Origin of the sequence: Streptomyces sp. NPDC051677 (assembly GCF_044453465.1) — a bacterium.
Taxonomy (GTDB): Bacteria; Actinomycetota; Actinomycetes; order Streptomycetales; family Streptomycetaceae; genus Streptomyces.
In genome coordinates, this window is the sequence record NZ_JBITCT010000041.1 from 31,478 (window position 1) to 54,367 (window position 22,890).

The 22,890-nt window shown below is 70.9% G+C and carries 25 protein-coding genes and 1 pseudogene; 10 read left to right on the plus strand and 16 right to left on the minus strand.

The window, feature by feature from the left end; all coding sequences use genetic code 11:
* Positions 1-504 precede the first annotated feature (504 nt).
* Positions 505-1,839, minus strand: coding sequence for a hypothetical protein (locus ACIBAF_RS36265; RefSeq protein ID WP_399468720.1), 1,335 nt, complete (start codon positions 1,837-1,839; stop codon positions 505-507).
* 170 nt (positions 1,840-2,009) lie between these two features.
* Between ACIBAF_RS36265 and ACIBAF_RS36270 the strand changes: the two genes are divergently transcribed.
* Positions 2,010-2,432 carry a DUF6325 family protein gene (locus ACIBAF_RS36270; protein ID WP_334581221.1) on the plus strand — a complete coding sequence of 141 codons (423 nt, stop codon included), beginning with the start codon at positions 2,010-2,012 and terminating at the stop codon, positions 2,430-2,432.
* A gap of 77 nt (positions 2,433-2,509) precedes the next feature.
* Here ACIBAF_RS36270 and ACIBAF_RS36275 read toward each other — a convergent pair whose 3' ends face one another.
* From ACIBAF_RS36275 to ACIBAF_RS36285, 3 genes and pseudogenes are all read right to left on the minus strand, one after another.
* A complete protein-coding gene (locus tag ACIBAF_RS36275) occupies positions 2,510-2,881 on the minus strand; it encodes a hypothetical protein (RefSeq protein ID WP_399468722.1) in 372 nt (123 codons plus the stop codon).
* Positions 2,882-3,020: 139 nt separating this feature from the next.
* A pseudogene (locus ACIBAF_RS36280) lies at positions 3,021-3,193 on the minus strand (SDR family oxidoreductase); the annotation flags it as partial.
* 128 nt (positions 3,194-3,321) lie between these two features.
* Positions 3,322-3,750, minus strand: coding sequence for a hypothetical protein (locus ACIBAF_RS36285; protein ID WP_399468724.1), 429 nt, complete (start codon positions 3,748-3,750; stop codon positions 3,322-3,324).
* 167 nt (positions 3,751-3,917) lie between these two features.
* On the opposite strand from ACIBAF_RS36285, the gene ACIBAF_RS36290 reads away from it, so the two are divergent.
* Entirely contained in the window at positions 3,918-4,202 is a 285-nt protein-coding gene (locus ACIBAF_RS36290; RefSeq protein ID WP_399468726.1) for an SHOCT domain-containing protein, read from the plus strand.
* A 146-nt stretch (positions 4,203-4,348) separates the two neighbouring features.
* Positions 4,349-5,194, plus strand: coding sequence for an SAM-dependent methyltransferase (locus tag ACIBAF_RS36295; RefSeq protein WP_399468728.1), 846 nt, complete (start codon positions 4,349-4,351; stop codon positions 5,192-5,194).
* A gap of 148 nt (positions 5,195-5,342) precedes the next feature.
* Here the strand turns inward: ACIBAF_RS36295 and ACIBAF_RS36300 are convergent, their stop codons facing one another.
* Positions 5,343-5,483, minus strand: a complete 141-nt coding sequence (locus tag ACIBAF_RS36300; protein ID WP_399468730.1) for a hypothetical protein — start codon at positions 5,481-5,483, stop codon at positions 5,343-5,345.
* A 93-nt stretch (positions 5,484-5,576) separates the two neighbouring features.
* On the opposite strand from ACIBAF_RS36300, the gene ACIBAF_RS36305 reads away from it, so the two are divergent.
* On the plus strand, positions 5,577-6,983 hold the full coding sequence (locus tag ACIBAF_RS36305) for a helix-turn-helix domain-containing protein (RefSeq protein ID WP_399468733.1): 1,407 nt from the start codon (positions 5,577-5,579) through the stop codon (positions 6,981-6,983).
* Between the two features lie 117 nt (positions 6,984-7,100).
* On the opposite strand, the gene ACIBAF_RS36310 is transcribed toward ACIBAF_RS36305, so the two are convergent.
* The 8 genes from ACIBAF_RS36310 to ACIBAF_RS36345 form a co-directional block, all read right to left on the minus strand.
* A complete protein-coding gene (locus tag ACIBAF_RS36310; RefSeq protein ID WP_399468849.1) occupies positions 7,101-8,567 on the minus strand; it encodes an ATP-binding protein in 1,467 nt (488 codons plus the stop codon).
* Positions 8,568-8,612: 45 nt separating this feature from the next.
* Positions 8,613-9,317, minus strand: a complete 705-nt coding sequence (locus ACIBAF_RS36315) for a response regulator transcription factor (protein ID WP_399468851.1) — start codon at positions 9,315-9,317, stop codon at positions 8,613-8,615.
* 117 nt (positions 9,318-9,434) lie between these two features.
* Complete coding sequence (locus ACIBAF_RS36320) at positions 9,435-10,040, minus strand: CE1759 family FMN reductase (RefSeq protein ID WP_399468735.1); 606 nt, start codon at positions 10,038-10,040, stop codon at positions 9,435-9,437.
* Positions 10,037-11,146, minus strand: coding sequence for an LLM class flavin-dependent oxidoreductase (locus ACIBAF_RS36325; protein WP_399468737.1), 1,110 nt, complete (start codon positions 11,144-11,146; stop codon positions 10,037-10,039). The genes ACIBAF_RS36320 and ACIBAF_RS36325 overlap by 4 nt, the downstream gene beginning before the upstream one ends.
* Before the next feature lie 85 nt (positions 11,147-11,231).
* A complete protein-coding gene (locus tag ACIBAF_RS36330) occupies positions 11,232-12,056 on the minus strand; it encodes a TIGR03943 family putative permease subunit (RefSeq protein WP_399468739.1) in 825 nt (274 codons plus the stop codon).
* Entirely contained in the window at positions 12,053-13,084 is a 1,032-nt protein-coding gene (locus ACIBAF_RS36335) for a permease (RefSeq protein ID WP_399468741.1), read from the minus strand. Before ACIBAF_RS36335 ends, ACIBAF_RS36330 begins: the two co-directional genes overlap by 4 nt.
* Positions 13,085-13,092: 8 nt before the next feature.
* A complete protein-coding gene (locus tag ACIBAF_RS36340) occupies positions 13,093-13,566 on the minus strand; it encodes a MarR family winged helix-turn-helix transcriptional regulator (protein WP_399468743.1) in 474 nt (157 codons plus the stop codon).
* A gap of 58 nt (positions 13,567-13,624) precedes the next feature.
* Positions 13,625-14,125 carry a hypothetical protein gene (locus ACIBAF_RS36345; RefSeq protein WP_399468745.1) on the minus strand — a complete coding sequence of 167 codons (501 nt, stop codon included), beginning with the start codon at positions 14,123-14,125 and terminating at the stop codon, positions 13,625-13,627.
* A 117-nt stretch (positions 14,126-14,242) separates the two neighbouring features.
* On the opposite strand from ACIBAF_RS36345, the gene ACIBAF_RS36350 reads away from it, so the two are divergent.
* Positions 14,243-14,581 carry a YnfA family protein gene (locus ACIBAF_RS36350; protein ID WP_399468747.1) on the plus strand — a complete coding sequence of 113 codons (339 nt, stop codon included), beginning with the start codon at positions 14,243-14,245 and terminating at the stop codon, positions 14,579-14,581.
* Positions 14,582-14,632: 51 nt separating this feature from the next.
* Here the strand turns inward: ACIBAF_RS36350 and ACIBAF_RS36355 are convergent, their stop codons facing one another.
* Positions 14,633-15,070: an ester cyclase gene (locus tag ACIBAF_RS36355; RefSeq protein WP_399468750.1), complete on the minus strand. Its 438-nt coding sequence runs from the start codon at positions 15,068-15,070 to the stop codon at positions 14,633-14,635.
* Between the two features lie 149 nt (positions 15,071-15,219).
* Between ACIBAF_RS36355 and ACIBAF_RS36360 the strand changes: the two genes are divergently transcribed.
* Together ACIBAF_RS36360 and ACIBAF_RS36365 are read left to right on the plus strand one after the other, a co-directional pair.
* The gene (locus ACIBAF_RS36360) at positions 15,220-15,996 is read left to right on the plus strand and encodes an SDR family NAD(P)-dependent oxidoreductase (RefSeq protein WP_399468752.1); all 777 of its coding nucleotides are present in this window, start codon (positions 15,220-15,222) and stop codon (positions 15,994-15,996) included.
* A complete protein-coding gene (locus ACIBAF_RS36365) occupies positions 15,993-16,208 on the plus strand; it encodes a hypothetical protein (protein WP_399468754.1) in 216 nt (71 codons plus the stop codon). Before ACIBAF_RS36360 ends, ACIBAF_RS36365 begins: the two co-directional genes overlap by 4 nt.
* Positions 16,209-16,238: 30 nt before the next feature.
* On the opposite strand, the gene ACIBAF_RS36370 is transcribed toward ACIBAF_RS36365, so the two are convergent.
* Complete coding sequence (locus ACIBAF_RS36370; RefSeq protein WP_399468756.1) at positions 16,239-17,432, minus strand: RtcB family protein; 1,194 nt, start codon at positions 17,430-17,432, stop codon at positions 16,239-16,241.
* 245 nt (positions 17,433-17,677) lie between these two features.
* Here ACIBAF_RS36370 and ACIBAF_RS36375 point away from each other — a divergent pair, with 245 nt between their 5' ends.
* The 3 genes from ACIBAF_RS36375 (at position 17,678) to ACIBAF_RS36385 (ending at position 21,057) form a co-directional block, all read left to right on the plus strand.
* Positions 17,678-18,502: a DUF3558 domain-containing protein gene (locus tag ACIBAF_RS36375; protein ID WP_399468758.1), complete on the plus strand. Its 825-nt coding sequence runs from the start codon at positions 17,678-17,680 to the stop codon at positions 18,500-18,502.
* A 118-nt stretch (positions 18,503-18,620) separates the two neighbouring features.
* The gene (locus ACIBAF_RS36380; RefSeq protein ID WP_399468760.1) at positions 18,621-19,616 is read left to right on the plus strand and encodes a DUF3558 domain-containing protein; all 996 of its coding nucleotides are present in this window, start codon (positions 18,621-18,623) and stop codon (positions 19,614-19,616) included.
* A gap of 76 nt (positions 19,617-19,692) precedes the next feature.
* Entirely contained in the window at positions 19,693-21,057 is a 1,365-nt protein-coding gene (locus ACIBAF_RS36385) for a DUF2637 domain-containing protein (protein ID WP_399468762.1), read from the plus strand.
* Positions 21,058-21,105: 48 nt separating this feature from the next.
* On the opposite strand, the gene lysS is transcribed toward ACIBAF_RS36385, so the two are convergent.
* Positions 21,106-22,878: a lysine--tRNA ligase gene (gene lysS / locus ACIBAF_RS36390; protein WP_399468764.1), complete on the minus strand. Its 1,773-nt coding sequence runs from the start codon at positions 22,876-22,878 to the stop codon at positions 21,106-21,108.
* Between the last annotated feature and the right edge of the window lie 12 nt (positions 22,879-22,890).

The window sequence follows — 22,890 nt, forward strand, 5'->3', positions numbered from 1 at the left end:
GGGGCCCCACGGCGTGCAGCGCCCTGCCCTCGTCGAGAGCGCGTCGAGGCGGGTGTGCACATCGCCGTGAACGTCCGGGGCGAAGTGATCCCGGGCGGGCTCCGCATCGTCGGGCGCGGCCCGCGTGTCCGCCTCGGCGTCCGGCGAGACCGTACGGCCTTGCCAGCGTGCCCCGGACCACGCCTCCCGGCCTGCGGCGGGAGGGCTACGGGGGCCGAACGGGTGAGAACGGCAGTGCAGCCGCCGGCACGTTCCGAGGATCGGGGGCCCCACGGCGTGCAGCGCCCTGCCCTCGTCGAGAGCGCGTCGAGGCGGGTGTGCACATCGCCGTGAACGTCCGGGGCGAAGTGATCCCGGGCGAACCCCGGATCGTCGGGCGCGGCCCGCGTGTTCGCCTCGGCGTCCGGCGAGACCGTACGGCCCGACCTCACCTCGCGTACGGCGGCCGGCGCCCGCTCCGGCGTCAATACGTCCCACGTGCCCGGGGCGGGCGCCGTGCCGGGGTCACGCCGGACCGGTGTCCAGGAACTCGCGCAGCGCGAAGGCGACCAGCACGATCACCGCCGTCCAGAGCACCACCGCCATGGTCGGATAGCTCCACGTGAACAGGACGACCGCGGCCACGACCAGGATCGCCGCCCCGATCCACCCCTTGAAGCGGTGCACGAACCCGCCCACCGCGCCCAGGCGCAGCCCCGCCGAGGTCGCCACCTCGCGCCCCGCTCCGATGCCCTTGGTGCAGAAGTGCCGGGTGAACACGGCGGGCCGGGAGGGGCCGACCAGGAACGCGCCGAGGGCCGTGACCACGGCCAGCGCCCCGACCGCCCGGATGCTGGAGCGCAGAAAGCGCACCAGCGCGTCGTAGACGGATCCCGCGGCGTCCGAGTTCGTCCCCGGTGGCAGGTGGTCCAGATACACGGCGCGGAACACGGCGAGCACCACGCCCAGGAGCACCATGGCGAGGAACACCCCGATCGCGGCCCCGATCAGCGCCCGCCGCCGGTGGGTGGCCAGGAACACGCCCCCGGCGGCGATCAGCACCGCGATGATCGGCAGCCAGTTGCCGATGATCTGGAGCACCCGCAGATACGACTTGATCTTGCCGACGTCCTTGCCCTCGACGACGACGAAGTCCGTGTGCACGTCGGGGATCTTCGCCGCCACCGCGAGTCCCCTGTCGACGAGCCGCTGCTTCACCTGGGCCACGATGGGCCCGACGTCGATGGCGACCTGGTTGTTCTTCACCTGCACCGCCCCGCCGCCCGAGCCGGTCAGCGCCTTGTCGACGGCACTGTGGGCCCGGCGGTTGGCGTTCGTCCAGGCCGTCTCGAAGGCAGAACTGGAGACGACTTTCATCACGGTGCTGCTCACCAGTTCCTTCAGACCGCTGTTGATGGGGCCGCTCAGGTTGTCGATGAGGCTCGCGGCCTTGGGCGGCACGCCCTTCTGCGCCGCGGCCTGACTCAGCTCCGCGACCAAAGCGTCCACGTCGATCTGCTGGAGTACGACGTTGGTGACGCGGGTGGTGACGGCCTGCTGGACGTCGGGGTCGGAGGCCAGCGGCGCCACGGTGGCGACGTAGCGGTCGGTGTCGCGGATGATGCTGTTCGCCCAGACCGCGACCACGGCGAGCAGCGCCAGCAGCGACGCCAGGATGATCAGCAGGACCGATCCCAGTGCCCTCAGCCGGTGTTTCGGCTCGTGCCGGGCGGTCTCCAATTCGCTCAGTCGGCGATGCAGTTCGTCCAGCTCGCGGTCCTTCTGGGCGAGCCGGCGTTCCTCGGCGGAGCCCCCGGAGGAGTCCCCGGGCCGTGGCGGGGGCGTGTCGCTGCCAGTCATGCCTTCGAGGAGATCCCCGAAGGGGCGGTCCGGCGAGCCGGGAGGATCCGGTCAGGTGAACGCGCACCGGGTGCGACGGCCCATACCGGGTGATGCAATGGCAGTCAGGGGGCCGCAGCACGAGCACCAGAGGTGAAACCGTGAGCGAGCAGAGCGAGCGACTCGAAGAGATGGGACCCGTCGACTACGTGGTGGTGGAGTTCCCCGGCAACCGGATGACGGGCGAGGGCTTCCCGCTGCTGGTCGATCTGGTGGACCGCGGCCTCATCCGGATCCTGGACCTGATGTTCATCAGGAAGGAGGAGGACGGCTCGGTGACCGCCCTGGAGATCGCTGATCTCACCGGTGACGGCAAGCTCGACCTCGCCGTCTTCGAAGGCGCCCATTCCGGTCTGCTCGGCCAGGACGACCTGGAGGAGGCCGCCGCGGCCGTCGAGCCGGGCAACTCCGCCGGGCTGCTGATCTACGAGAACGTATGGGCCGCGCCTTTCGCGGCCGCCCTGCGGCGCGGCGGCGCCGAGCTGGTCGCCTCCGGACGGCTGCCCGTGCAGGCGATCCTCGCCTCGCTGGAAGCGGCCGAGGCCGCCTCCTGAGGTGACGGCCGGGGTCTGAGGTGACAGCCGGGGTCTGAGGTGACAGCCGGGGACGGGCGGCCGACGGCCGCCCGTCCTCAGCCGCCTCCGCCGACGACGGAGTAGCTCAGCCACGGGGACTGGCCGGGCGTGTACTGCACGGACATCTGCGTCCCGAGATAGAAGCTCTCTCCGCCGACCCGGCCGCTCTGGTCGTCGCCGGCCTCGGTCAGGACGCAGTCCGCGTTGGCGTAGAGCCGGATGTCGTCGACCGTGTAGTTCCACACGTTGTGGGCGCCGCCCGGCAGGAGGTGGCAGCCGTCGTCGGGCGGGCTCTGGAGCTTCACCACCCGCTTGGCCGCGGTGGTGTACTCGATCGTGCCCATGGCGGACTGCTCTGTACAGCCCGCGACGGCGAGCAGGAGGGCGACGGCTCCGGCCCGGCGGCCGGCCCGGCTACGACAGATCATGGCGACGAGTCCTCGTCTGTGCGGGTCTGTGCGGGAGGTCAGCGGGAAGCCTGAGGCCTCTTCCATCCAGCCTGCCGTGACCTGCGGCCCCCGGCATCCGGTGCAGGACCGGTCGGCTGAATCGCGGACGGCGTCCCGGTCAGCCGCCCGTGGCGAAGCCGGGGAACAGGGTCCGGCAGGGGATGAGCCTCAACAGGTCGGCCTCGGCCTTGGGGGGTCCCACGCGCTGCGGTTGATGGGCGTGCGGATCGCGCCGGGGGCGACGGCGTTGACCCGGATGCCGTGGGGGCCGAATTCCTGCGCGAGGGTTCCCGCCACCGGGCGAATACACCCACAACGAAAACACCGGCGGTTTCGCGCGGTGCGCCGGCGCGGGCCCCGACCGCACCTGCGCGGGTGACGGCCGGGGCCGAACGGCGCAATACCGGAGGGGCCGGGGGTCAGACGGCCCTGGGCTCCCTTCGCGGTCCGACGCACAGGGCCCAGATCACGAAGCCGTCGATGACCATCAGCGTGATCGCCCAGAACGGGTACCAGGGCAGCCACGCGAAATTGGCGACCAGGTTCAGACCCGCCACGGCGATACCGACGACACGGGCCCACATCGCCCCACTGAACAGGGCGATTCCGGCCAGTACGACCACGATCCCGAGGGAGAGGTGCAGCCATCCCCAGCTGGTCAGGCTCCACTGGAAGGTGAAATTACGGGTGGAGACGAATACGTCGTCCTCCGCGATGGCGGCTATTCCTTCGAATATCGCCAGGACGCCGCCGAACATCATCATGATCGCGGCGAATATCGTCCAGCCGGACACCGCGCCCATTCCCCGGGCGGTGGTCTGCTGCATTCCCGTGCTTTGTGTGGCCATTTTTTCGGGCTCCTTCGACTGGGCCTCGTCGCCGGAACTGAACGCCCGGCCGTGGACACACTTCCAGCCTGCCACCACTTGCGGTGATCGGCAGTTCGAGGAAGGAATCGCGGCCGTCCACACGCGGTGGTCCAATGGAATTACCTACGGACGAGAGGGGATGGGCCATGCCAGGTCTTCTTCGCGGAGTCGCCCGCACCGCGGTCGTCGCGGGCACGGCGACCGCCGTCTCCAACCGTGTGTCGCGCCGTCAGCAGGGGCGCTGGGCCGCCCAGGAAGGCTACCGGGAGCCCCCGCAGCAGTCGTACGAGCAGCCGCAGCAGGCCGCGCCGTCCCAGGCCGACGACATGAACAGCAAGCTCGACCAGCTCAAGGAGCTCGGCGAGCTCAAGAAGCAAGGGGTGCTCACCGAGGCCGAGTTCGCGGAACAGAAGCGCAGGCTGCTCGGCTGAGCCGGGCCGGACTCCGCCGCCGGACAACTGCCCTGGAGCAGGCTGTGGTTGGCCGACGCCGAAGGCATGCCAGGATGATGATCCGACAGTCACTCATCACGGTTCATCCGGCGGCAGGACACGAAGTCCAGGACGGAGCCAGGCAGATGGCCTCTCCCCTCAGCGGCGACGACGGCAGCGGCGGCAACAGCGGCGGCGACGGCCTCTCCCTGAAGATCGACACGAGCAAGCCCCATCCGGCCCGGATGTACGACTACTTCCTCGGCGGCAAGGACAACTACGAGGTCGACCAGGAAGCCGCCGAGCGGTTCATCAAGGCGGCGCCGGAGGTCCGGCTCGCCGTCCGGGCGAACCGGACGTTCATGCACCGCGCCGTGCGGCACGTGGTCGCCGAGGGCGGCATCCGGCAGATCCTCGACATCGGCACCGGCCTGCCGACCGAGCCCAACGTGCACCAGATCGCGCGCGCCATCGCCCCCGAGACCCGTGTGGCCTACGTCGACAACGACCCGATCGTCAGCGCCCATTCGCGGACCCTGCTGGACGACGACGACCACACCTCCGTCGTCCTGGCCGACCTGCGCGACCCCCGGGCCATCCTCGACCACCCCGACGTGCGCAGGGTCATCGACTTCGACGAGCCGGTGGCGCTGCTGCTGGTGGCCATCCTGCACTTCATCACCGAGGAGGAGGACCCGGACGCCATCGTCGCCGCCTTCCTCGACGCACTGCCGGCCGGCTCCTACCTCGTGCTGTCCCACGCGACGGTCGACATCCACGACAACGACCGCCAGGACGCGGTGAAGGTCTACAACAACGCCACCGCCAGCATGAACCCCCGCGACCACGGCCGCGTCCTGGAGTTCTTCGGCGACCTCACGCTCACCGACCCGGGTCTGGTCCTGGTCCCGCACTGGCGCCCCGACGAGCCCCCGCAGCAGGACGCCCCGCCGATCGGCATCTACGGCGGAGTCGCCCGCAAGAACGGCTGAGGTCCGGCAAACGGTTCCGTCCGACGAACGGTTCCGTCCGGCCAACGGCTCACCGCAGCGGGGTCGTGTCCAGGAGCTCGTGGGCCAGGCGCCGCGCGGGGGCCGTGGTCTGGTCCGCGACCTTGCGGAACCCACTCCCGCTCAGTCCCTAGGAACGGTCCGTGCGGATCGTCCAGAATTCGCTGACCAGCCGCAGCCGGACCCCGATCGGATCGCCGCCGGGACCGGCGTTCAGGTGCGCCGTCCAGCGCTTGTCGAAGGAGACGTAGCGCGCGGCGATGCTCTCCATTGGCTCGGTCGGGTGGCGGGATGACAGGTTTCGCCCCGGTCTTCTCAGACCGTTGAGTACAGTGCCGACCTCAGCAGCCGAAGGTGACGGTGCGTGGCGAAGAACCCGGGGGTGGCGGTGGGCCGTGAGCTGGACGCGGGGCAGGCGGGAACGGGACAGGGCTCCGACGGGCTCGCCGTGCTGGACCAGATACCCGACGGACCGCGCCGCGCACTGGTCGCGCATCTGCGCGCCCTCCGGGAGGCGTCCGGCCTGACCGTCGCGGAGCTGGTGCAACGACTCGCACAGCGGGGCGTCGCCCTCAACGCCTCGCGGTTGTCGAACATCCTCAGCGGCCAGGAAGTGCCCAGCCGCACGCAGGTCACGGCACTGCACCAGGTGTGCGAGGCCGCCGCCGGGACCGAGCGCGACCCGGATGCCGTCCAGGAGACCCGCCGCCTGCTGTACGCCGTGCTCGACGCCGAGCGCGCCACGAAACCGTTACGCGCACGGGAGTTCGACCTGGAGGAGCTGCGGGACCAACTGGAACGGGTCCGGGTGCGGACCGCCACCGAACTCGGCGTCCTGCGCGACGAGCTGGACCGGGAACGGGCCCTGCGCCGACAGGCCGAGGACCAGCTGACCGTGCTGATCGCCGCCGCCGACGACCACGCCCGGGAGATCGGCGAGACCACCGCCGAGCGGGATGTGGCCCGGGGGCGGATCGCCGAGCTGGAGGACCAGATCCGCCAGCACGCGGCGCTGTTGCGCCTGCACGAGAAGGAGGCCCGGCACCTGCAGGCCATGGCGAAGGAGACCGCGCAGGAGATCGCGCGCTACGACAGCCCGGTCCTGAAGACAGCCGCCCCGGAGACGACGGGGAACGCGACGGACGCGACGGACGCGACGGACGCAACGGACACGCGAGGCAGGAGAGGCGCCAGGGACGGGGCGCAGGGCGCGGCGGGTGCGGGCGCGTCGACCTCGACGGAGGTGCGGGTCGACGTCCTGAAGGTCGTCGCGGCGGTGGAGCGGCTGCGCGACGAGGACCGCGACCACGAGGCGGACCAGGTGCTGAGCCGCATCTGCGAGGCGGAGCCCGACCTGCTGCCCGGCCTCTGGCAGGCGTTTCGCGCGGGCCATCGACGCCTCGACGCCGAACGGCTGCTCGTCGGGGCGGCACAGTGCTGCAACGGGATCACGCTCTACCACATGTGGCGGACGAGAACGTTCCTCGGGACCCGGCACGTGGGCCTGTTCCCCCTGCACACCGACCACCTGATGGCCGCCATCGGCAGCCATGCGCCCCTCGACGTGCTGGAGCGGTTCATCAAGGCGTGCCGGGAACGCGACGATCAGCAGGGGCTGCGGCTGCTGGCCCTGCACTGCACCCCGCTCCCGGTCGGCGAAGTGCTGAAGCTCCGTGAGGTCGGCCTGCCGACGCGGCCGTTCCTCTTCTGGCCCTGGCAGGCCCTGCTGAAGGCGGTCGCGCGGGCCACCCCCTTCAGCAGAACACGCTGACTCAGGCGACGGGGCCGGCGGTGCCGGTGAGGACAGCGACGACGGTGACGGAGACAGCGAGGACCGCGAGGACGGCGAGGACGGCGGGGTTCGCCCGTCTCCTCCTCCGGTCTCACCTCACCCGGGCCCCCGCAGACGCGCACGTTCCTCGCCCCGTCCGCCCTCGGGCGGCCCCCCGCCCGCCGTGAAGCCGATCACCGAGCCGCCGCCCGCACGGTGGAAGGCGAAGGGGGCGCCGCCGTGGGCCAGGGCCACCTCGCGCACGATCGACAGACCCAGGCCGGATCCGGGCAGGGAGCGGGCGTCGGCGGCGCGGTAGAAGCGGTCGAAGACGCGGGTCAGGTCGGCCTCGGCGATGCCGGGCCCGCGGTCGAGGACCTCGACGCGGACGACGCCCGGCCGGGCGGGCCCGGTGACGGCGATCTCGACCGGCGCGGTGCCCTCGCGGTCGAACTTGGTCGCGTTCTCCACGAGGTTGGACAGCGCCCGCTGGAGCATGCCCGGCCGCCCGTAGGCGCTGGTCTCGCCGCTCGCCCGGATCAGGATCTGCCGCCCGGTGCGCCGCCGGGCGAGGCCCGCGACCTCCTCGGCGATGTCGGCCAGGTCCACCCTGCGCGGCGGCTCGCTGTCGGACTGGCCGGCCGCGAGGTCGACGAGCTCGTTGACCAGGTCGGTCAGCTCACGGGCCTCCTGGGTCAGGTCCGCCACCAGTTCGTCACGGGTGTCCGGCGGCAGCTCGTCGATGCGACGCAGCAGCGAGATGTTCGTCCGCAGCGACGTCAGCGGCGTGCGCAGCTCGTGTCCCGCGTCCTGGACGAGCCGCCGCTGGTCCTCCTCCGACTGGGCGAGCCGGCCCAGCATCCGGTCGAAGGCGCGGCCGAGCCGGCCCACCTCGTCGTACCCGGTGACCGGCACCTGCACGCCGAGCCGGCGGGTGCGGGCGACGTCCTCGGCGGCCGTGGTGAGGATGACCAGGCGGTGGGTGATGCGCCGGGCCAGCCACCAGCCGAACAGGCCCGCGGCCGTGACGACCGCGATCATCAGGATCAGGGTGCGCTGCTGGAGCGCCCGCAGCAGGTCCTCGGTGTCGCTGAACTCCTGCGCCACCTGCACCGCGCCCCGCCCGCCGCCCAGGGACACGGTCGCGATGCGGTAGACGTCGCTGCCGACGTCCACGTCCTTGTGCTCGGCCATCCGCCCGGCCGTCCCGGCGGCCGCGATCACGCGGTCGGCGGACCCGACCGGCAGCCCGGGGCTGCCGCCGTCGACCACCGCCCCGTCCGGGCCCAGCACCTGCACGTCCGTCCGGGCCGGCCGCACGATGTCGTGGCCCGGCTCGGCCGAGGAGAAGTCCTCCGGGGTCATCGGGTGGTCGCGCACCTCGTCCCGCAGGTCCTGCACGACCTCGTCGAACACCGACTCCTGGTCGACCCGGACCAGCCGGGCGGCCGCCGAGTACGACAGGACGCCGACGAGGACGGTGACGGCGGCGGTCACGGCCGCGAAGGACACGGCGAACGTCGTCCGCAGCGACACCAGCTTCGGCCGCGGCTTCGACAGCAGCAGCCGCCGCAGCCGCCGCAGAAGGCTCACCCTCGCCTCACCGCGTCCCACTCCCGTCCTCGTCCCTCAGTCCTCGCGCAGCACGTACCCGACCCCGCGCACGGTGTGGATCAGCTGCGCAGAGCCCGGCTGGTCGAGCTTACGGCGCAGGTAGCCGACGTAGACGGCGAGATTCTTGGAACCGGGCCCGAAGTCGTATCCCCAGATCCGGTCGTAGATCGTGGAGTGGTCCAGGACGATCCCCGCGTTGCGCACCAGCAGTTCCAGCAGCTCGAACTCGGTCCGGGTCAGCTCCAGCTCCCGCCCGCCCCGCCACGCCCGCCGCGCCTGCGGGTCCATGCGCAGCCCGGCCCCGTCCACATACCGCTCCGACACCTGCTTCGGGGCGGCCTCCGGGACGGGGGCGGGGGCCTCGGGGTTGGTCCGGCGCAGCAGCGCCCGCAGCCGGGCGAAGACCTCCTCGACGTCGAACGGCTTGACGACGTAGTCGTCGGCGCCCGCGTCCAGCCCGGCGATCCGGTCGGCGGTCTCCACCAGCGCGGTCAGCATCAGGATCGGCGTGCGGTCGCCCTCGGCGCGCAGCACCCGGCAGACCTGGAGGCCGTCGATCCCGGGCATCATGACGTCGAGGACGAGCACGTCCGGCGGGTTCTTGTGGGCGTGTGCCAGCGCCTCGACGCCGTCGGCGACCGCGGTGACCTGGTAGCCCTCCAGGGTCAGGGCGCGTTCCAGGGCGTGGCGGATGGCACGGTCGTCTTCGGCGAGCAGCAGGGTGGGAGGCACCGGTCCAGTTTGCCAAGCTTTCGGACCGGGACGACCTGATGATCTTCCTTCCGTAGGCCTTCTTACTGGCCTCTCACTCTGCCGCAGGCAACCGGCCGACGGTTCTCAGCCTGCGGGCCGCAGCGCCGCCAACTGCTCGGCGAAGGGGACGATCTCGAACTCGTCCTTCGCCGGTTTCGCCGGGCGGGCCGCGGACAGTCCCGTCATCAGCGCGGCCAGCTCGCCCGCCGCCCGCTCGATCCGCTCGGGCAGACCGTCGGCGCCCCAGTCCTCCGAGGCGGCGTAGACGGCGGTCGGGACGACGACGGCCCGCAGGTAGGCGAAGAGCGGCCGCAGGGCGTGCTCCAGGACCAGCGAGTGCCGCGCCGAACCGCCGGTCGCGGCGATCAGCACCGGCCTGCCCGCCAGCGCGTCCGGGTCGAGCACGTCGAAGAACGACTTGAACAGGCCGCTGTAGGAGGCGGAGAACACCGGCGTCACGACGACGAGCCCGTCCGCCGCCGACACCGCCTCCAGCGCGGCCGCCAGCTTCCGCCCGGGGAAGCCGTTGGTGAAGTGGTGCGCGATCTCGACGGCGAGGTCGCGCAGCTCCACTACCTCCACCTCCACCTCCGCCGAGGTCCGTCCGGCGGTCGCGGCGGACAGCCGGTCCGCCAGCAGCCGGGTCGACGACGGGACGCTCAGCCCCGCCGACACGACGACGAGCTTCATGCCACGACCTCCTTCGCTTCCTTGGCTTCCTTGGCTTCCTTCTCCGCCAGCAGGGACCGGTGGGTCGGCGCGTCCGGCACGTCGGCCGGCCGCCCGACGGCGAACTCCTTGCGCAGCACCGGCACGACCTCCTCGCCGAGCATGTCGAGCTGCTCCAGCACGGTCTTCAGCGGCAGCCCCGCGTGGTCCACGAGGAACAGCTGACGCTGGTAGTCGCCGGCGTACTCGCGGAACTTGAGGGTCTTCTCGATGACCTGCTCGGGCGTGCCGACGGTCAACGGGGTCTGGTCGGTGAAGTCCTCCAGGGACGGCCCGTGCCCGTAGACCGGCGCGTTGTCGAAGTACGGCCGGAACTCGCGCACCGCGTCCTGCGAGTTCTTCCGCATGAACACCTGCCCGCCGAGCCCGACGATGGCCTGCTCGGGCGTGCCGTGCCCGTAGTGGGCGTACCGGGTGCGGTACAGCTCGACCATCTGCTGGGTGTGGTCGGCCGGCCAGAAGATGTTGTTGTGGAAGAAGCCGTCACCGTAGAAGGCGGCCTGCTCGGCGATCTCGGGGGACCGGATGGAGCCGTGCCAGACGAACGGCGGTACGTCGTCCAGCGGGCGGGGCGTCGAGGTGAACCCCTGCAAGGCGGTGCGGAACTTCCCCTGCCAGTCGACGACGTCCTCGCGCCACAGCCGGCGCAGCAGCGCGTAGTTCTCGATGGCGAGGTTGACGCCCTGCCGGATGTCCTGCCCGAACCAGGGATAGACCGGGCCGGTGTTCCCGCGCCCCATCATCAGGTCGACGCGCCCGTCGGCCAGGTGCTGGAGCATCGCGAAGTCCTCGGCGATCTTCACCGGGTCGTTGGTGGTGATGAGGGTGGTGGAGGTGGAGAGGATGAGCTTCTCCGTCTGCGCGGCTATGTACCCGAGCATCGTCGTCGGGGACGAGGGCACGAACGGCGGGTTGTGGTGCTCACCGGTGGCGAACACGTCCAGCCCGACTTCCTCGGCCTTGAGCGCGATCGCGACCATGGCCTTGATCCGCTCACGCTCGGTCGGCGTACGGCCCGTCGTCGGGTCCGGCGTGACATCGCCCACCGAGAAGATCCCGAACTGCATGGTCGCTCACCCTCCAAAGTTGTTGACGGTTCAACTATACCCCTGGAACGACCCCCTCACGATTTCTATTCCGCCCCCGCCTTCGTCAGTCCAGCGGCAACGCGTCCATGTACGAGTTGGTCGGCTTGCGCACCTTCGCCACCGTGCGCGCGTCCACCGCGACCGCCGCCGACGACGTGCCCAGCGTCCCGCCCGCGTGCCAGACCCCGTCGACGGTCACCCAGGTGTCGACCTTCGGCGCGGGCGCTCCGTACACCCGCACCTTCAGCGTCGTCGAGTCCGCCGCACAGCAGCTGATGATGATCCGGGTGAGATACCAGCTGTCCCCGTCGGCGGGCGTCACGAACCCGGTCATCCGGACCGTGCGCCCCTTGACCGCCCGCGAACGGTCCTGCTGCACCCGCTGGGTGAACTCGGTGAGCGTGATCGGAAGCGGCGAGGTCGCCGGCAGCGGATCGAAGTCGTCCTCCTGCACCGCGACGACCTTGGCGGGCTCCCGGGAGGCGGTGTACGACCCGAGGGCGGGCGGCGCGTAGAACAGCAGGCTCAACACCGGCAGGAACAGCAGCCAGGCGACGCGCGGCACACGGGAGTGGTCGTGACCGTGGCCGTGGCCTTGATCAGGGCCGTGGCTGTGACCGTGGCCGCGATCAGGGCCGTTGCTGTGGCTGTCGCCTTGATCAGGGCCGTGCGCGTCGTGCTCCGCTTCGGTCCCGTCTGCGTACGCCTCCTTCGGCGGCGAAGCCCACGCCTCCGCCACGCCCAGCCCGATCAGCAGCACCCCCGACACGATCAGCAGCGGCCGCATCCCCTCCTTCACGAACCGCAGGTACTCGTCCGTGAAGAGCGAGGTGTGCAACAACCCCAGTCCCCCGAGCACCAGCAGCCCCACCTGCGCGAACCGCTTCACAGCAGCACCCCTCCGATCACCGCGCTGCACACCACCGCGACCACGGCCGTGGCCGCCGAGAACCGCACCGCGAAGGCCCGCCCGAACGTCCCCGCCTGCAGAGCGATCAGCTTCAGGTCGACCATCGGCCCCACCACCATGAACGCCAGCCGCGCCACCGGGGAGAACCCGCTGAGCGAGGCCGCGACGAACGCGTCCGCCTCGCTGCACACCGCCAGCACGATCGCCAGCGCCGCCAGGAACAGCACCGACAGCCACGGCGAACCCGCGAACGTGTCCAGCACCGAACGCGGCACCGCCACATTGAAGGTCGCCGCCGCCATCGCCCCCACGACGAGGAAACCCCCCGCGTGCAGGAAGTCGTGCTGGAAACCGCGCCGGAACTCCGTGAACCGGCTGCGCCCCGGGACGTGTCCCGTGTGCCGCACCGTCGGCTTCAGCCACTCCGCCCGCCCCAGCCAGAGCCACAGCCAGCCCATCACCGCGGCCGTGACCAGCGAGGCGAGCAGCCGGGCCAGCACCATCTCCGGGCTGCCCGGGAAGGCGACGGCGGTGGCGGTCAGCACGACCGGGTTCACGGCCGGGGCCGACAGCAGGAACGCGAACGCCGCCGCCGGAGTCACCCCCCGCCCGATCAGACTGTTCGCCACCGGCACCGACGCGCACTCGCACCCCGGCAGCACCACCCCGGCCATCCCCGCCACCGGCACGGCCAGCGCCGCCCGCTTCGGCAGGAGCCGCTCGAACACCCGCGCCGGCACGAACGCGTTGATCGCCCCCGACAACGCCGTCCCCAACAGCAGGAACGGCAGCGCCTGCACGGTCACGGCCAGACACACCGTCCGCCACGCCTGCACCGCCGGATCGTCCAACGACCGTCCGACGACCACCAGCACCGCCCCCGGCGCCACAGCCGCCCCCAGCAGCAACAACGGCCAGTGCCGCGGCAACCCCCGCCCGACCTCGACCCCGTGCGCCCCCTCGGCCGCCGGCGCCGCCGACCGCGACCGTATCTCCGTCTCCTGCATCCCGCCCCCTACACCCGGCCTTCCCGCAACCGCGTGATCCGCTCTCCGTGGAACTCCACCGTTCGTCTCATATGCCGCACGATCACCGCGAGTTCGGCATCCGCCAGGTCCTCGAACAGGGGCGAGCGGTCCCCGCCCAGCCGCTCCCACATCCGCCCGAACTCCGCGATCCGCTCCGGCACCGGCGCCACCAGCACCCGCCGCCGGTCGGCCGCGTCCCGCTCCCGGACCACGTACCCCGCCTTCTCCAGCCGGTCCACCAGCCGCGTCGCCGACCCCGTGGTCAGCCCCGTCAGCTCGGCCACCCGGCCCGTCGTCACCGGCTCACGCTCCAGCGTCAACAGGTTCAGACACTGCAGATCGGTCGGATGCAGCCCCAGCCGGTCGGCGAGCGCCTGATTGAACAAGGCGTACGACGCCACGTATCGGCGTGAGACCGTGGACAGCTCGCCCAGCAGCCTCGACCGCACGTTCCCGGACATCGCCCAACCCCTTCGTCAGCGCCGTGTGCCGAGATCGTACTCAGGGACAGCAAGGACATCAGAAGAAGTACGCGTCCCCCGTGTCCAGCACGAGCACCTGCTGCCGGTCATTGGACCGGTTACGGTCCACCGCGCCACCGCCCCACAGCGTGTCCACGGCCATCGTCACCTCCGCCGGCCGCCCCCGCAGCCACACCCGCAACGCGATCTGCTCCCCCAGCCCGTCCGCGGCCAACGCCCCCGTCCGGCACACCACCTCCTGCCGACCCGTCCGCGCACACCCCGCCGGCAATCGCGGCTCCCCCGCCGCCAACGGCACCGACCAGCGCAGCCGCACCGTCGCGTCGGCGACGTCCCCGGGACCGTGGTTGCGCGGCGTCAAACGTACGTCGACCCGAGGGCCGTCCATCACGGCGAAGCCGTGATACGACAGATCCGCCTCGGTCGCCGCACCGCCCGCGAGCGCACCGCCCGCCGCCCCCTCGGCCCGCGCGGGCGAGATCCCCGTCCCCACCGCCAGTACGGCACCCCACACCGCGAGACCCCGCATCCTGCGCATGCCACCACTCCTCACTCACCGTGCCGCAGCGACGTATCCCCCGGATGTATCCCACGCGAGGCGCCCCGCAGGCGCCCTCCAACAGGTGACAGCGCACCGCCGTGCGAAGCTGCGGCCATGCTCATCCTCCGCTCCGCCGTCCTCTTCGTCGTCGCCGCGCTCTTCGAGATCGGCGGCGCGTGGCTGGTCTGGCAGGGCGTGCGCGAACACCGCGGCTGGCTGTGGACGGCCGGGGGCGTCCTCGCCCTCGGCGCGTACGGCTTCGTCGCCACGTTCCAGTCCGACGCCCACTTCGGCCGCATCCTCGCCGCGTACGGCGGGATCTTCGTGGCCGGGTCGATCCTGTGGGGCATGGTCGCGGACGGCTACCGCCCGGACCGCTGGGACGTGACAGGCGCGCTGATCTGCCTCGCCGGCATGGCCGTGATCATGTGGGCGCCGAGAAACGGCGGCTGACAGGGGGCTGGCGGCGGCCGGCGGGGGATGACGGTCACTGGGCAGGACGTCTCAGGAGGGCTCGTCCGGCAGCAGCCCCAGCTGCCCCATGAACTCCATCTCGTCGAAGTAGAGCCGGTACTCGACGATCCGTCCGTCCGCGTCGACGGTGGCGAGGTCCACCCCGCGAATCCTGACCTCCTTCTGCGTCGCGGGCAGCGACTCCCCGGTGGGCAGCTGGATCGGTCCCGTGTTACGGCCGCTGAAGAACCCTTCGTCGATGGCCGTGTTACCGATCTCGTAGGAGTGCACCGACTCGAACCTGCCGTCGGGAACCATCTCCGTCATCTGCCGCCAGTACTCGGCGATGTCGTCGCGCCCGTGGATCTCCCCCGCGTCGGGGGTGACGGCGACCGCGTCCTCCGCGTACAGCTCGGCGAAGCGCCGGGGTTCCGCGTGGGTGGTGACCGCCTCGGTGAGCCGGTCCATGACCTCTCGTGCCTGTCCCATGATCGACCTCCGCAGAACAGGAGGATCACCTCTCCCATCGTCCCACCCCGCCAAACCGTCCGCCCATCGAAAAGGCAGGCGGTCCGCCTCCTGACGTCACCTACGCTTGGCGGCAGCCAGCCGTCCGAAACCGCCCCGAGGAGCACCCCATGGCCACCGCCGCACCGTCCGCCGCGTCCCGCATCGCCGTCGTCACCGGTGCGAGCAGCGGAATCGGCGCCGCCACCGCCCGCCGGCTCGCCGCGGCCGGCTACCGGGTCGTCCTCACCGCCCGCCGCAAGGACCGCATCGAGGCGCTCGCGGAGGAGATCAACGCGGCGGGCCGGTCGGCGACGGCGTACCAGCTGGACGTGACGGACCGGGCGGCGGTCGACGAGTTCGCGACGGCCTTCAAGACCATCGGCGTGCTGGTCAACAACGCGGGCGGCGCGCTCGGGGCCGACCCGGTGGCCACCGGCGACCCGGCCGACTGGCGCACGATGTACGAGACGAACGTCCTCGGCACCCTCAACGTCACCCAGGCCCTGCTCCCGAAGCTGGTGGCGAGCGGCGACGGCACGGTCGTCGTCATCTCCTCGACCGCCGGCCACGGCACGTACGAGGGCGGCGGGGGCTACGTCGCCGCCAAGCACGGCGCGCACGTCCTCGCCGAGACCCTCCGCCTGGAGATCGTCGGCCAGCCGGTCCGCGTCATCGAGATCGCCCCCGGCATGGTCAAGACCGACGAGTTCGCCCTCACCCGCTTCGGCGGCGACGCGGAGAAGGCGACGAAGGTGTACGAGGGCGTGGCCGAACCCCTGACGGCCGACGACGTGGCGGACACGATCACCTGGGCGGTGACCCGCCCCAGCCACGTCAACGTCGACCTCCTCGTCCTGCGCCCCCGCGCCCAGGCGTCGAACACGAAGGTCCACCGGGAGCTGTGATGCCCGAGCAGCACGAGAAGAACGAGAAGAACGAGAAGAACGAGGCGGACAAGCGCGACGAGGCCGACGAGCGGGCGAAGTCGCTCGAACAGGCCCGCCTGGTCCAGGAGACGAAGAACGAACGCCACATGTGGGTCTTCCTGGCGTACTTCCTCTTCGGCATCCACGTCATCGCGTTCGTGATGATCTACGCGGTCCGCCACGCGAAATAGCCGCCCCAGCCCCGCGCCCCTCAGCCGTCACTAGCCCTTCACGCACACGACCTGCTTCAACTTCGCCACGACCTCCACCAGGTCCCGCTGCTGATCGATGACCTGCTCGATCGGCTTGTAGGCAGCCGGGATCTCGTCCACGACGCCGGAGTCCTTACGGCACTCCACGCCCCGCGTCTGCTCCTCCAGGTCCTTCGCCGAGAAGCGACGCTTGGCCGCGTTGCGGCTCATGCGCCGACCCGCGCCGTGGGACGCCGAGTTGAAGGCCTTCTCGTTGCCGAGGCCCTTCACGATGTAGGAACCGGTGCCCATGGACCCCGGGATGATCCCGTACTCGCCGGAACCGGCCCGGATCGCGCCCTTGCGGGTCACGAGCAGGTCCATCCCGTCGTAGCGCTCCTCGGCAACGTAGTTGTGATGCGCGCTGATCTCCGGCTCGAAGGTCGGCTTCGCCTTCCGGAACTCCTTGCGGATCACGTCCTTCAGGAGCGCCATCATGAGCGTGCGGTTGTACTTCGCGTACTCCTGCGCCCAGAACAGGTCGTTGCGGTACGCCGCCATCTGCGGGGTTTCCGCGATGAAGACGGCGAGGTCCCGGTCGACCAGGCCCTGGTTGTGCGGCAGCTTCTGGGCTATGCCGATGTGGTGCTCCGCCAGTTCCTTGCCGATGTTCCGGGAACCGGAGTGCAGCATCAGCCAGACGACTCCGGTCGTATCCGTGCACACTTCAACAAAGTGGTTTCCACTTCCGAGCGTTCCCATCTGCTTTGTGGCACGTTCCTGGCGGAATTTGACCGAATCGGCAACGCCGTCGAACCGCCCCCAGAAGTCGTCCCACCCCGCTGTGGCCAGCCCATGGAACCCGCCCGGATCGACGGGGTCGCCATGCATCCCCCGCCCCACCGGAATGGCCTGCTCGATCTTCGATCGCAGCCGGGACAGGTCGCCGGGCAGGTCGTTCGCCGTCAATGACGTCTTGACCGCCGACATCCCGCAGCCGATGTCCACCCCCACCGCCGCAGGACACACAGCGCCCTGCATCGCGATGACCGAGCCGACCGTCGCGCCCTTCCCGTAGTGGACGTCCGGCATGACCGCCAGGCCCTTGATCCACGGGAGGGTGGCGACGTTGCGGAGCTGCTGCAGTGCGCCCTCCTCGACCGACGTCGGGTCGGTCCACATGCGGATGGGTACCTTCGCGCCCGGCATTTCCACGTACGACATTTCGTCCTCATTCCCCCGGAAGCAAACAGAAGTCATAGATCGCAAAACCAGGGCCAAGGTCAGTGAAAAGGGACGATGGACCGGCATCCACGGTGTTGCGTGCGATACACATTGTCTGCAGGGGCCACCCCTGCCCGGCAAGCGATTAACCAGCGGGGACACTGGGACACCCACACCTCAGAGCCACCGCTCACCGCCGTTCACCGCCGTTCATCACCGTTCATCACAGTCGAGAGGAGCCGACCGTGCAGCGGAAGGCCTACGTACCCGGCGTCGTCGTGCTCCTCGCGGCGCTGCTGGCCGGCTGCACCGGCGGCTCGGACGAGGGCGGCTCGACGGACAACTCCAACCCGGGCCAGGCCGGCACGTCCACCCCCGCCGCCCAGCCGGGCAAGTACGCCACGCTCCCGGAGGCCTGCGGCGTCGTCAGCCGGAACACGCTCGACTCCCTCCTCCCCGGCATCAAGCAGCTCACCGACGAGACCCAGCGCACGGCGGCCTACGCGGGCGAGGCGACGCTGACGTACGACACGGACCGCAAGGTGGGCTGCCGCTGGAAGGTGCAGTCGTCGGACGCCACCGACCACCTCTTCGTCGACTTCGAGCGTGTCGTCTCCTACGACAACGCCGTCAGCGACGACAGCCAGGCGGAGGCCCTCTTCGCGAAGCAGGTAGCCGCCGCCGACCTGCCGGCGCCCCTGCCGTCCACGAGCGCCGGCCCCTCGGCGACGGCCACCCTCTCCCCCTCCCCTTCTGTCTCCGCCTCCGCCTCGCCCTCCCTCTCCGCCTCCGGATCCGCCTCCCCCTCCTCCACCGTCCCGCCCGTGGAGCTCCAGCCCCGGCTCCTGGACGACCTGGGCGACGAGGCGTTCGTCGACGACGCGCTCAACAGTTCCGGTTCGACGGCCAAGCAGCGCACGGTGACTGTGGCGTTCCGCACGTCGAACGTCATCGTGACGATCGAGTACGAGGAGCAGCCGGCGACCGTGGGCGTGGCCCCGGACAGCACGGAAATGCAGGACAAGGCCCGGAAACTGGCCGCACAGCTGTCCGACTCCCTGGCCGGTTGAGGCCACTTCGGCCCCGCCCGCCGCGCCCCCGTAAAGGCTTTGAAGCGGAACCGCACAGAGTCTTCACCGCGTACCGTGGCCCCTCGGACCCGATCCGACCGCAGGAACCACGAGCGTCATGAGTGAAGGAACCATGCAGCGACGAGCCCAGCGTGACGGCCAGTTTGACCAGTGTGAGCAGCGTGACGAGCGCGTGATGCGTGCCGGAGGGCTGAACCGCCTCCTGGCCGCCGCGGTGGCCGTCCCGGTGATGCTGATCGCCGCGGGCTGCTCCTCGGACTCCGGCTCCGACGCCGGCAAGGACGCTCAGGACACGAGCGCCTCCACCGGCTCCGGTTCGGGTGACTCGGCGTCGAGTGCCGCGCCGACCGTGCAGGCGGCGGCGTACAAGACGCTGCCCGAGGCGTGTGCGGTGCTGTCGAAGAAGACGCTGACGGAGCTGGTGCCGAAGGGGGCGGCCAAGGGCAAGGAGGGGACGTCCAGCGACACGGGTGCGCGGGCGAGCTGTTCCTGGTCGAGTCTGGCCAACAACGGTGTGAAGGGCTCGCAGTTCCGCTGGCTGAACGTGTCCCTGTTGCGTTTCGAGTCGGACGCGACGACCGGCGACGGCGCGTCGCAGGCGAAGACGTACTACGCGAAGCAGGTCAAGGACGCGCAGGCGGTGGCGGGCGCGAAGAACACGAAGGCGACGCCGGTGGCCGGCACGGGCGACGAGGCGACGCTGGTGCGCTACGACCTGAAGAAGTCGGAAGGCGCTTTCAAGCAGCAGACGGTCGTGGCGCGGGTGGAGAACGTCGTCGTCACGCTGGACTACAACGGGGCCGGTCTGGCGGGTGACAAGACGCCGAGCGCGGACACGTTGGCGAGGTCGGCGGAGAAGGCGGTGAAGGAGTCGGTGGCCGCGGTGCAGTCGGCCAACGGCGAGGGAAGCGGCGGGAGTTCGGGTACGGCGCCGTCGAGCCCGGCCGCCCCGTCCCCCTCCGGGTCGGGCTCGAAGGCGGCCTCCCCGACGGCGAAGCCGTCGCCGTCCAAGTCGCCGTCCGCATCGGCGTCGGCGGCGGCGACGAAGGCGGCCGCGGCGGCTCCGAAGGCGTCCGCCTCGGCGAAGAGCTGACGGACCGGCAACGCGTGCGCCGCACACATGTGCCACCCTGTTGCGCGCAAGAACACGCAAGGGGAGGGGAGTACGGGTGTCCGCGCCAATACAGCTGACCCGGATGCACCGCGTTCTCATCGGCGTGGTGGTGACCGGCGCCGTGATCATCGCCGGCATCGGCTTCGCCGGTTCGTACGCGGCGGTCCGTGAGCTGGCTCTGAAGAAGGGCTTCGGGAACTTCTCCTACGTGTTCCCGATCGGCATCGACGCGGGCATCTGCGTCCTGCTGGCCCTGGACCTGCTGCTGACGTGGATCCGCATCCCCTTCCCGCTGCTGCGTCAGACGGCGTGGCTGCTGACGGCGGCGACGATCGCGTTCAACGGCGCGGCGGCCTGGCCGGACCCGCTGGGCACGGGCATGCACGCGGTGATCCCGATCCTGTTCGTCGTCGCGGTGGAGGCGGCGCGGCATGCGATCGGCCGGATCGCGGACATCACGGCGGACAAGCACATGGAGGGCGTGCGCCTCACGCGCTGGCTGCTCGCCCCGGTGCCCACGTTCCTGCTGTGGCGTCGGATGAAGCTGTGGGAGCTGCGCTCCTACGACCAGGTGATCAAGCTGGAGCAGGAACGTCTCGTCTACCGGGCGAGACTGCATTCCCGTTTCGGCCGGGCGTGGCGTCGTAAGGCTCCGGTGGAGTCCCTGATGCCCCTGCGCCTGGCCCGTTACGGCGTCCCCCTGGCGGAGACGGCCCCGGCGGGCCTGGCGGCGGCAGGCATAGAACCGGTCCTGCTGCCCCCGATGCCGACCCAGGCGCAGCCGCCCCAGACCCAGACCCAGACGCAGACCCAGGCGCCGGCACTGACGCCCCAGCAGGGGCTGCAGGAGCTGGCGGCGGCCCCGGCGCAGCAACAACAGGCGCAGCCGCAGGCCCAGGGCCGGCCCCAGGACCAGGGCCGGCCCCAGGACCAGGGCCGGCAGCCGCAGCAGTTCGGCCAGCAGCCGCCCGTGCAGCCCGAGGACGACCAGAGTCCCTGGTTCCAGTCGCCGCACGAGGTGCAGTACCAGGGCGGCTACGACCCCACGTACGACCCCGCGGAGCAGTACGCCGACTGGTACGAGGAGCAGCGGGACGCCGAGCAGTACACGGACCAGTACCAGGAGGAGCCCCCGGCCCAGGAGCCCTCTCCGGAGGAGACGGGTTCGTTCCCGATCCCGGTGGTCCCGGGCCGCAGCCGCGAACTCGGTGAGGGCGGCGGCTCCCCGGAGCCGACCGAGGAGGACTACTACATGGTCTTCAAGAAGTCGATCGACGGCAGCTACCCCACCTCGGGCCAGCTCAGGGACGACGTGGAAGCGACGTTCGGCGTAACGATCCCGCAGCGCGAAGCCGACCGCATGGTCAACCGCTTCACCAACCGCCACACGGCGGAGCTGCAGGAAGACCACATCGCCTGAGACAGGAAGAAGGGGCCCTCGGAACGAGGGCCCCTTCTCCACTGCCGCTTACTCCCCGAGCAGGGCCCGCACCCGCTCCTGCCCGACCGCGAGGAGCAGCGTGGGCAGCCGCGGTCCCGTGTCACGCCCCACCAGCAGGTGGTACAGCAGCGCGAAGAACGTCCGCTGGGCGGTCTTGATCTCCGGCGGGAGTTCCTTGGGCGTGGCATCGGCGGAGAACCCGGCCTGCACCTTGGGGACGCCGTAGACGAGGTGCGTGAGGCCGTCCAGCGACCAGTGCTCGGCGAGGCCGTCGAGCAGCAGCCGCAGCGACTGCTGGGAGGCCTCGTCGAGGGACTTCAGCAGTTCGGCGTCCGGCTCCTCGCGCACGATGGTGCGCTGGTCGGCGGGGACGTGGTTGTTGATCCACGCCTCGGCCTTGTCGTACCGCGGCCGGGCCTCGTCGAGGGAGCCGATCGGGTTCTCGGGGTCGAGCTCGCTGAGGATGCGCAGCGCCTGGTCCTGGTGCCCGGCGGTGATGTCGGCGACGGAGGCCAGCGTCCGGTACGGCAGCGGTCGCGCCGTGCGCGGCAGGTCGCCGCCGGCCGTGCGCACCGCACGCGAGTGCCCGGCGACGTCGGCCGGGAGAGCGGAGCCGTCGGCGACCTTGCCGTCGAGCTTGTCCCACTCGTCGTAGAGGCGCTGGATCTCCTGGTCGAAGGCGATCTTGAAGGACTGGTTGGGGCGGCGGCGGGCGTACAGCCAGCGCAGGAGCTGCGGCTCCATGATCTTCAGGGCGTCGCCGGGGGTGGGCACGCCACCGCGGGAGGACGACATCTTCGCCATGCCGCTGATCCCCACGAAGGCGTACATGGGCCCGATGGGCTGCTTGCCGCCGAAGATCCCGACGATCTGCCCGCCGACCTGGAACGAGGACCCGGGCGACGAGTGGTCGACGCCGGAGGGCTCGAACACGACGCCCTCGTAGGCCCAGCGCATGGGCCAGTCGACCTTCCAGACCAGCTTGCCGCGGTTGAACTCGTTGAGCCGGACGGTCTCGGAGAAGCCGCACGCGGTGCAGGAGTACGTGAGCTCGGTCGTGTCGTCGTCGTAGGAGGTGACCGTGGTCAGGTCCTTGTCGCAGTTGCCGCAGTACGGCTTGTACGGGAAGTACCCCACGGACCCGGCACCGGAGGAGCCGTCGTCCTCGCCGGCCGCGCCGGACCCCTCGGCGGCCTCCAGCTCGGCCTCGTCGACGGGCTTCTGCTGCTTCTGCTTCGCCGGGGCCTTCTTGGTGCGGTACTGGTCGAGGATCGCGTCGATGTCGGCGCGGTGCCTGATGGCGTGCAGGATCTGCTCGCGGTAGACGCCGGCGGTGTACTGGGCGGTCTGGCTGATCCCGTCGAACTCCACGCCGAGCTCGGCGAGCGCCTCGACCATGGCGGCCTTGAAGTGCTCGGCCCAGTTCGGGTACGTCGACCCGGCCGGGGCCGGGACGGAGGTCAGCGGCTTGCCGATGTGCTCGGCCCACGACGAGTCGACGCCCGCGACGCCGGCCGGCACCTTCCGGAACCGGTCGTAGTCGTCCCAGGAGATCAGGTGGCGGACCTGGCGCCCGCGGCGGCGGATCTCGTCGGCGACGAGGTGCGGGGTCATGACCTCGCGCAGGTTGCCCAGGTGGATCGGCCCGGAGGGCGAGAGCCCGGAGGCCACGACCACGACCGGAGCGGTGGCGACCGATGTCACAGTGCCGGGGGCTCGGCGCTCCGACTCCTCGATGACCTCATCCGCGAAACGGGAGACCCAGTCGGTGGTCTCGGTGCTCTGAGCCACGATCGGCACGTCCTCTTGTTC

What these genes read in the sequence shown, in the direction of transcription:
- ACIBAF_RS36265 (WP_399468720.1), bottom strand. Translation starts at nt 1,839, where the DNA reads ATGACTGGCAGCGACACGCCCCCGCCACGGCCCGGGGACTCCTCCGGG.
- ACIBAF_RS36270 (WP_334581221.1), top strand. Translation starts at nt 2,010, where the DNA reads ATGGGACCCGTCGACTACGTGGTGGTGGAGTTCCCCGGCAACCGGATG.
- ACIBAF_RS36275 (WP_399468722.1), bottom strand. Translation starts at nt 2,881, where the DNA reads ATGATCTGTCGTAGCCGGGCCGGCCGCCGGGCCGGAGCCGTCGCCCTC.
- ACIBAF_RS36285 (WP_399468724.1), bottom strand. Translation starts at nt 3,750, where the DNA reads ATGGCCACACAAAGCACGGGAATGCAGCAGACCACCGCCCGGGGAATG.
- ACIBAF_RS36290 (WP_399468726.1), top strand. Translation starts at nt 3,918, where the DNA reads ATGCCAGGTCTTCTTCGCGGAGTCGCCCGCACCGCGGTCGTCGCGGGC.
- ACIBAF_RS36295 (WP_399468728.1), top strand. Translation starts at nt 4,349, where the DNA reads ATGGCCTCTCCCCTCAGCGGCGACGACGGCAGCGGCGGCAACAGCGGC.
- ACIBAF_RS36300 (WP_399468730.1), bottom strand. Translation starts at nt 5,483, where the DNA reads ATGGAGAGCATCGCCGCGCGCTACGTCTCCTTCGACAAGCGCTGGACG.
- ACIBAF_RS36320 (WP_399468735.1), bottom strand. Translation starts at nt 10,040, where the DNA reads ATGAAGCTCGTCGTCGTGTCGGCGGGGCTGAGCGTCCCGTCGTCGACC.
- ACIBAF_RS36325 (WP_399468737.1), bottom strand. Translation starts at nt 11,146, where the DNA reads ATGCAGTTCGGGATCTTCTCGGTGGGCGATGTCACGCCGGACCCGACG.
- ACIBAF_RS36335 (WP_399468741.1), bottom strand. Translation starts at nt 13,084, where the DNA reads ATGCAGGAGACGGAGATACGGTCGCGGTCGGCGGCGCCGGCGGCCGAG.
- ACIBAF_RS36340 (WP_399468743.1), bottom strand. Translation starts at nt 13,566, where the DNA reads ATGTCCGGGAACGTGCGGTCGAGGCTGCTGGGCGAGCTGTCCACGGTC.
- ACIBAF_RS36345 (WP_399468745.1), bottom strand. Translation starts at nt 14,125, where the DNA reads ATGCGCAGGATGCGGGGTCTCGCGGTGTGGGGTGCCGTACTGGCGGTG.
- ACIBAF_RS36350 (WP_399468747.1), top strand. Translation starts at nt 14,243, where the DNA reads ATGCTCATCCTCCGCTCCGCCGTCCTCTTCGTCGTCGCCGCGCTCTTC.
- ACIBAF_RS36355 (WP_399468750.1), bottom strand. Translation starts at nt 15,070, where the DNA reads ATGGGACAGGCACGAGAGGTCATGGACCGGCTCACCGAGGCGGTCACC.
- ACIBAF_RS36360 (WP_399468752.1), top strand. Translation starts at nt 15,220, where the DNA reads ATGGCCACCGCCGCACCGTCCGCCGCGTCCCGCATCGCCGTCGTCACC.
- ACIBAF_RS36370 (WP_399468756.1), bottom strand. Translation starts at nt 17,432, where the DNA reads ATGTCGTACGTGGAAATGCCGGGCGCGAAGGTACCCATCCGCATGTGG.
- ACIBAF_RS36380 (WP_399468760.1), top strand. Translation starts at nt 18,621, where the DNA reads ATGAGTGAAGGAACCATGCAGCGACGAGCCCAGCGTGACGGCCAGTTT.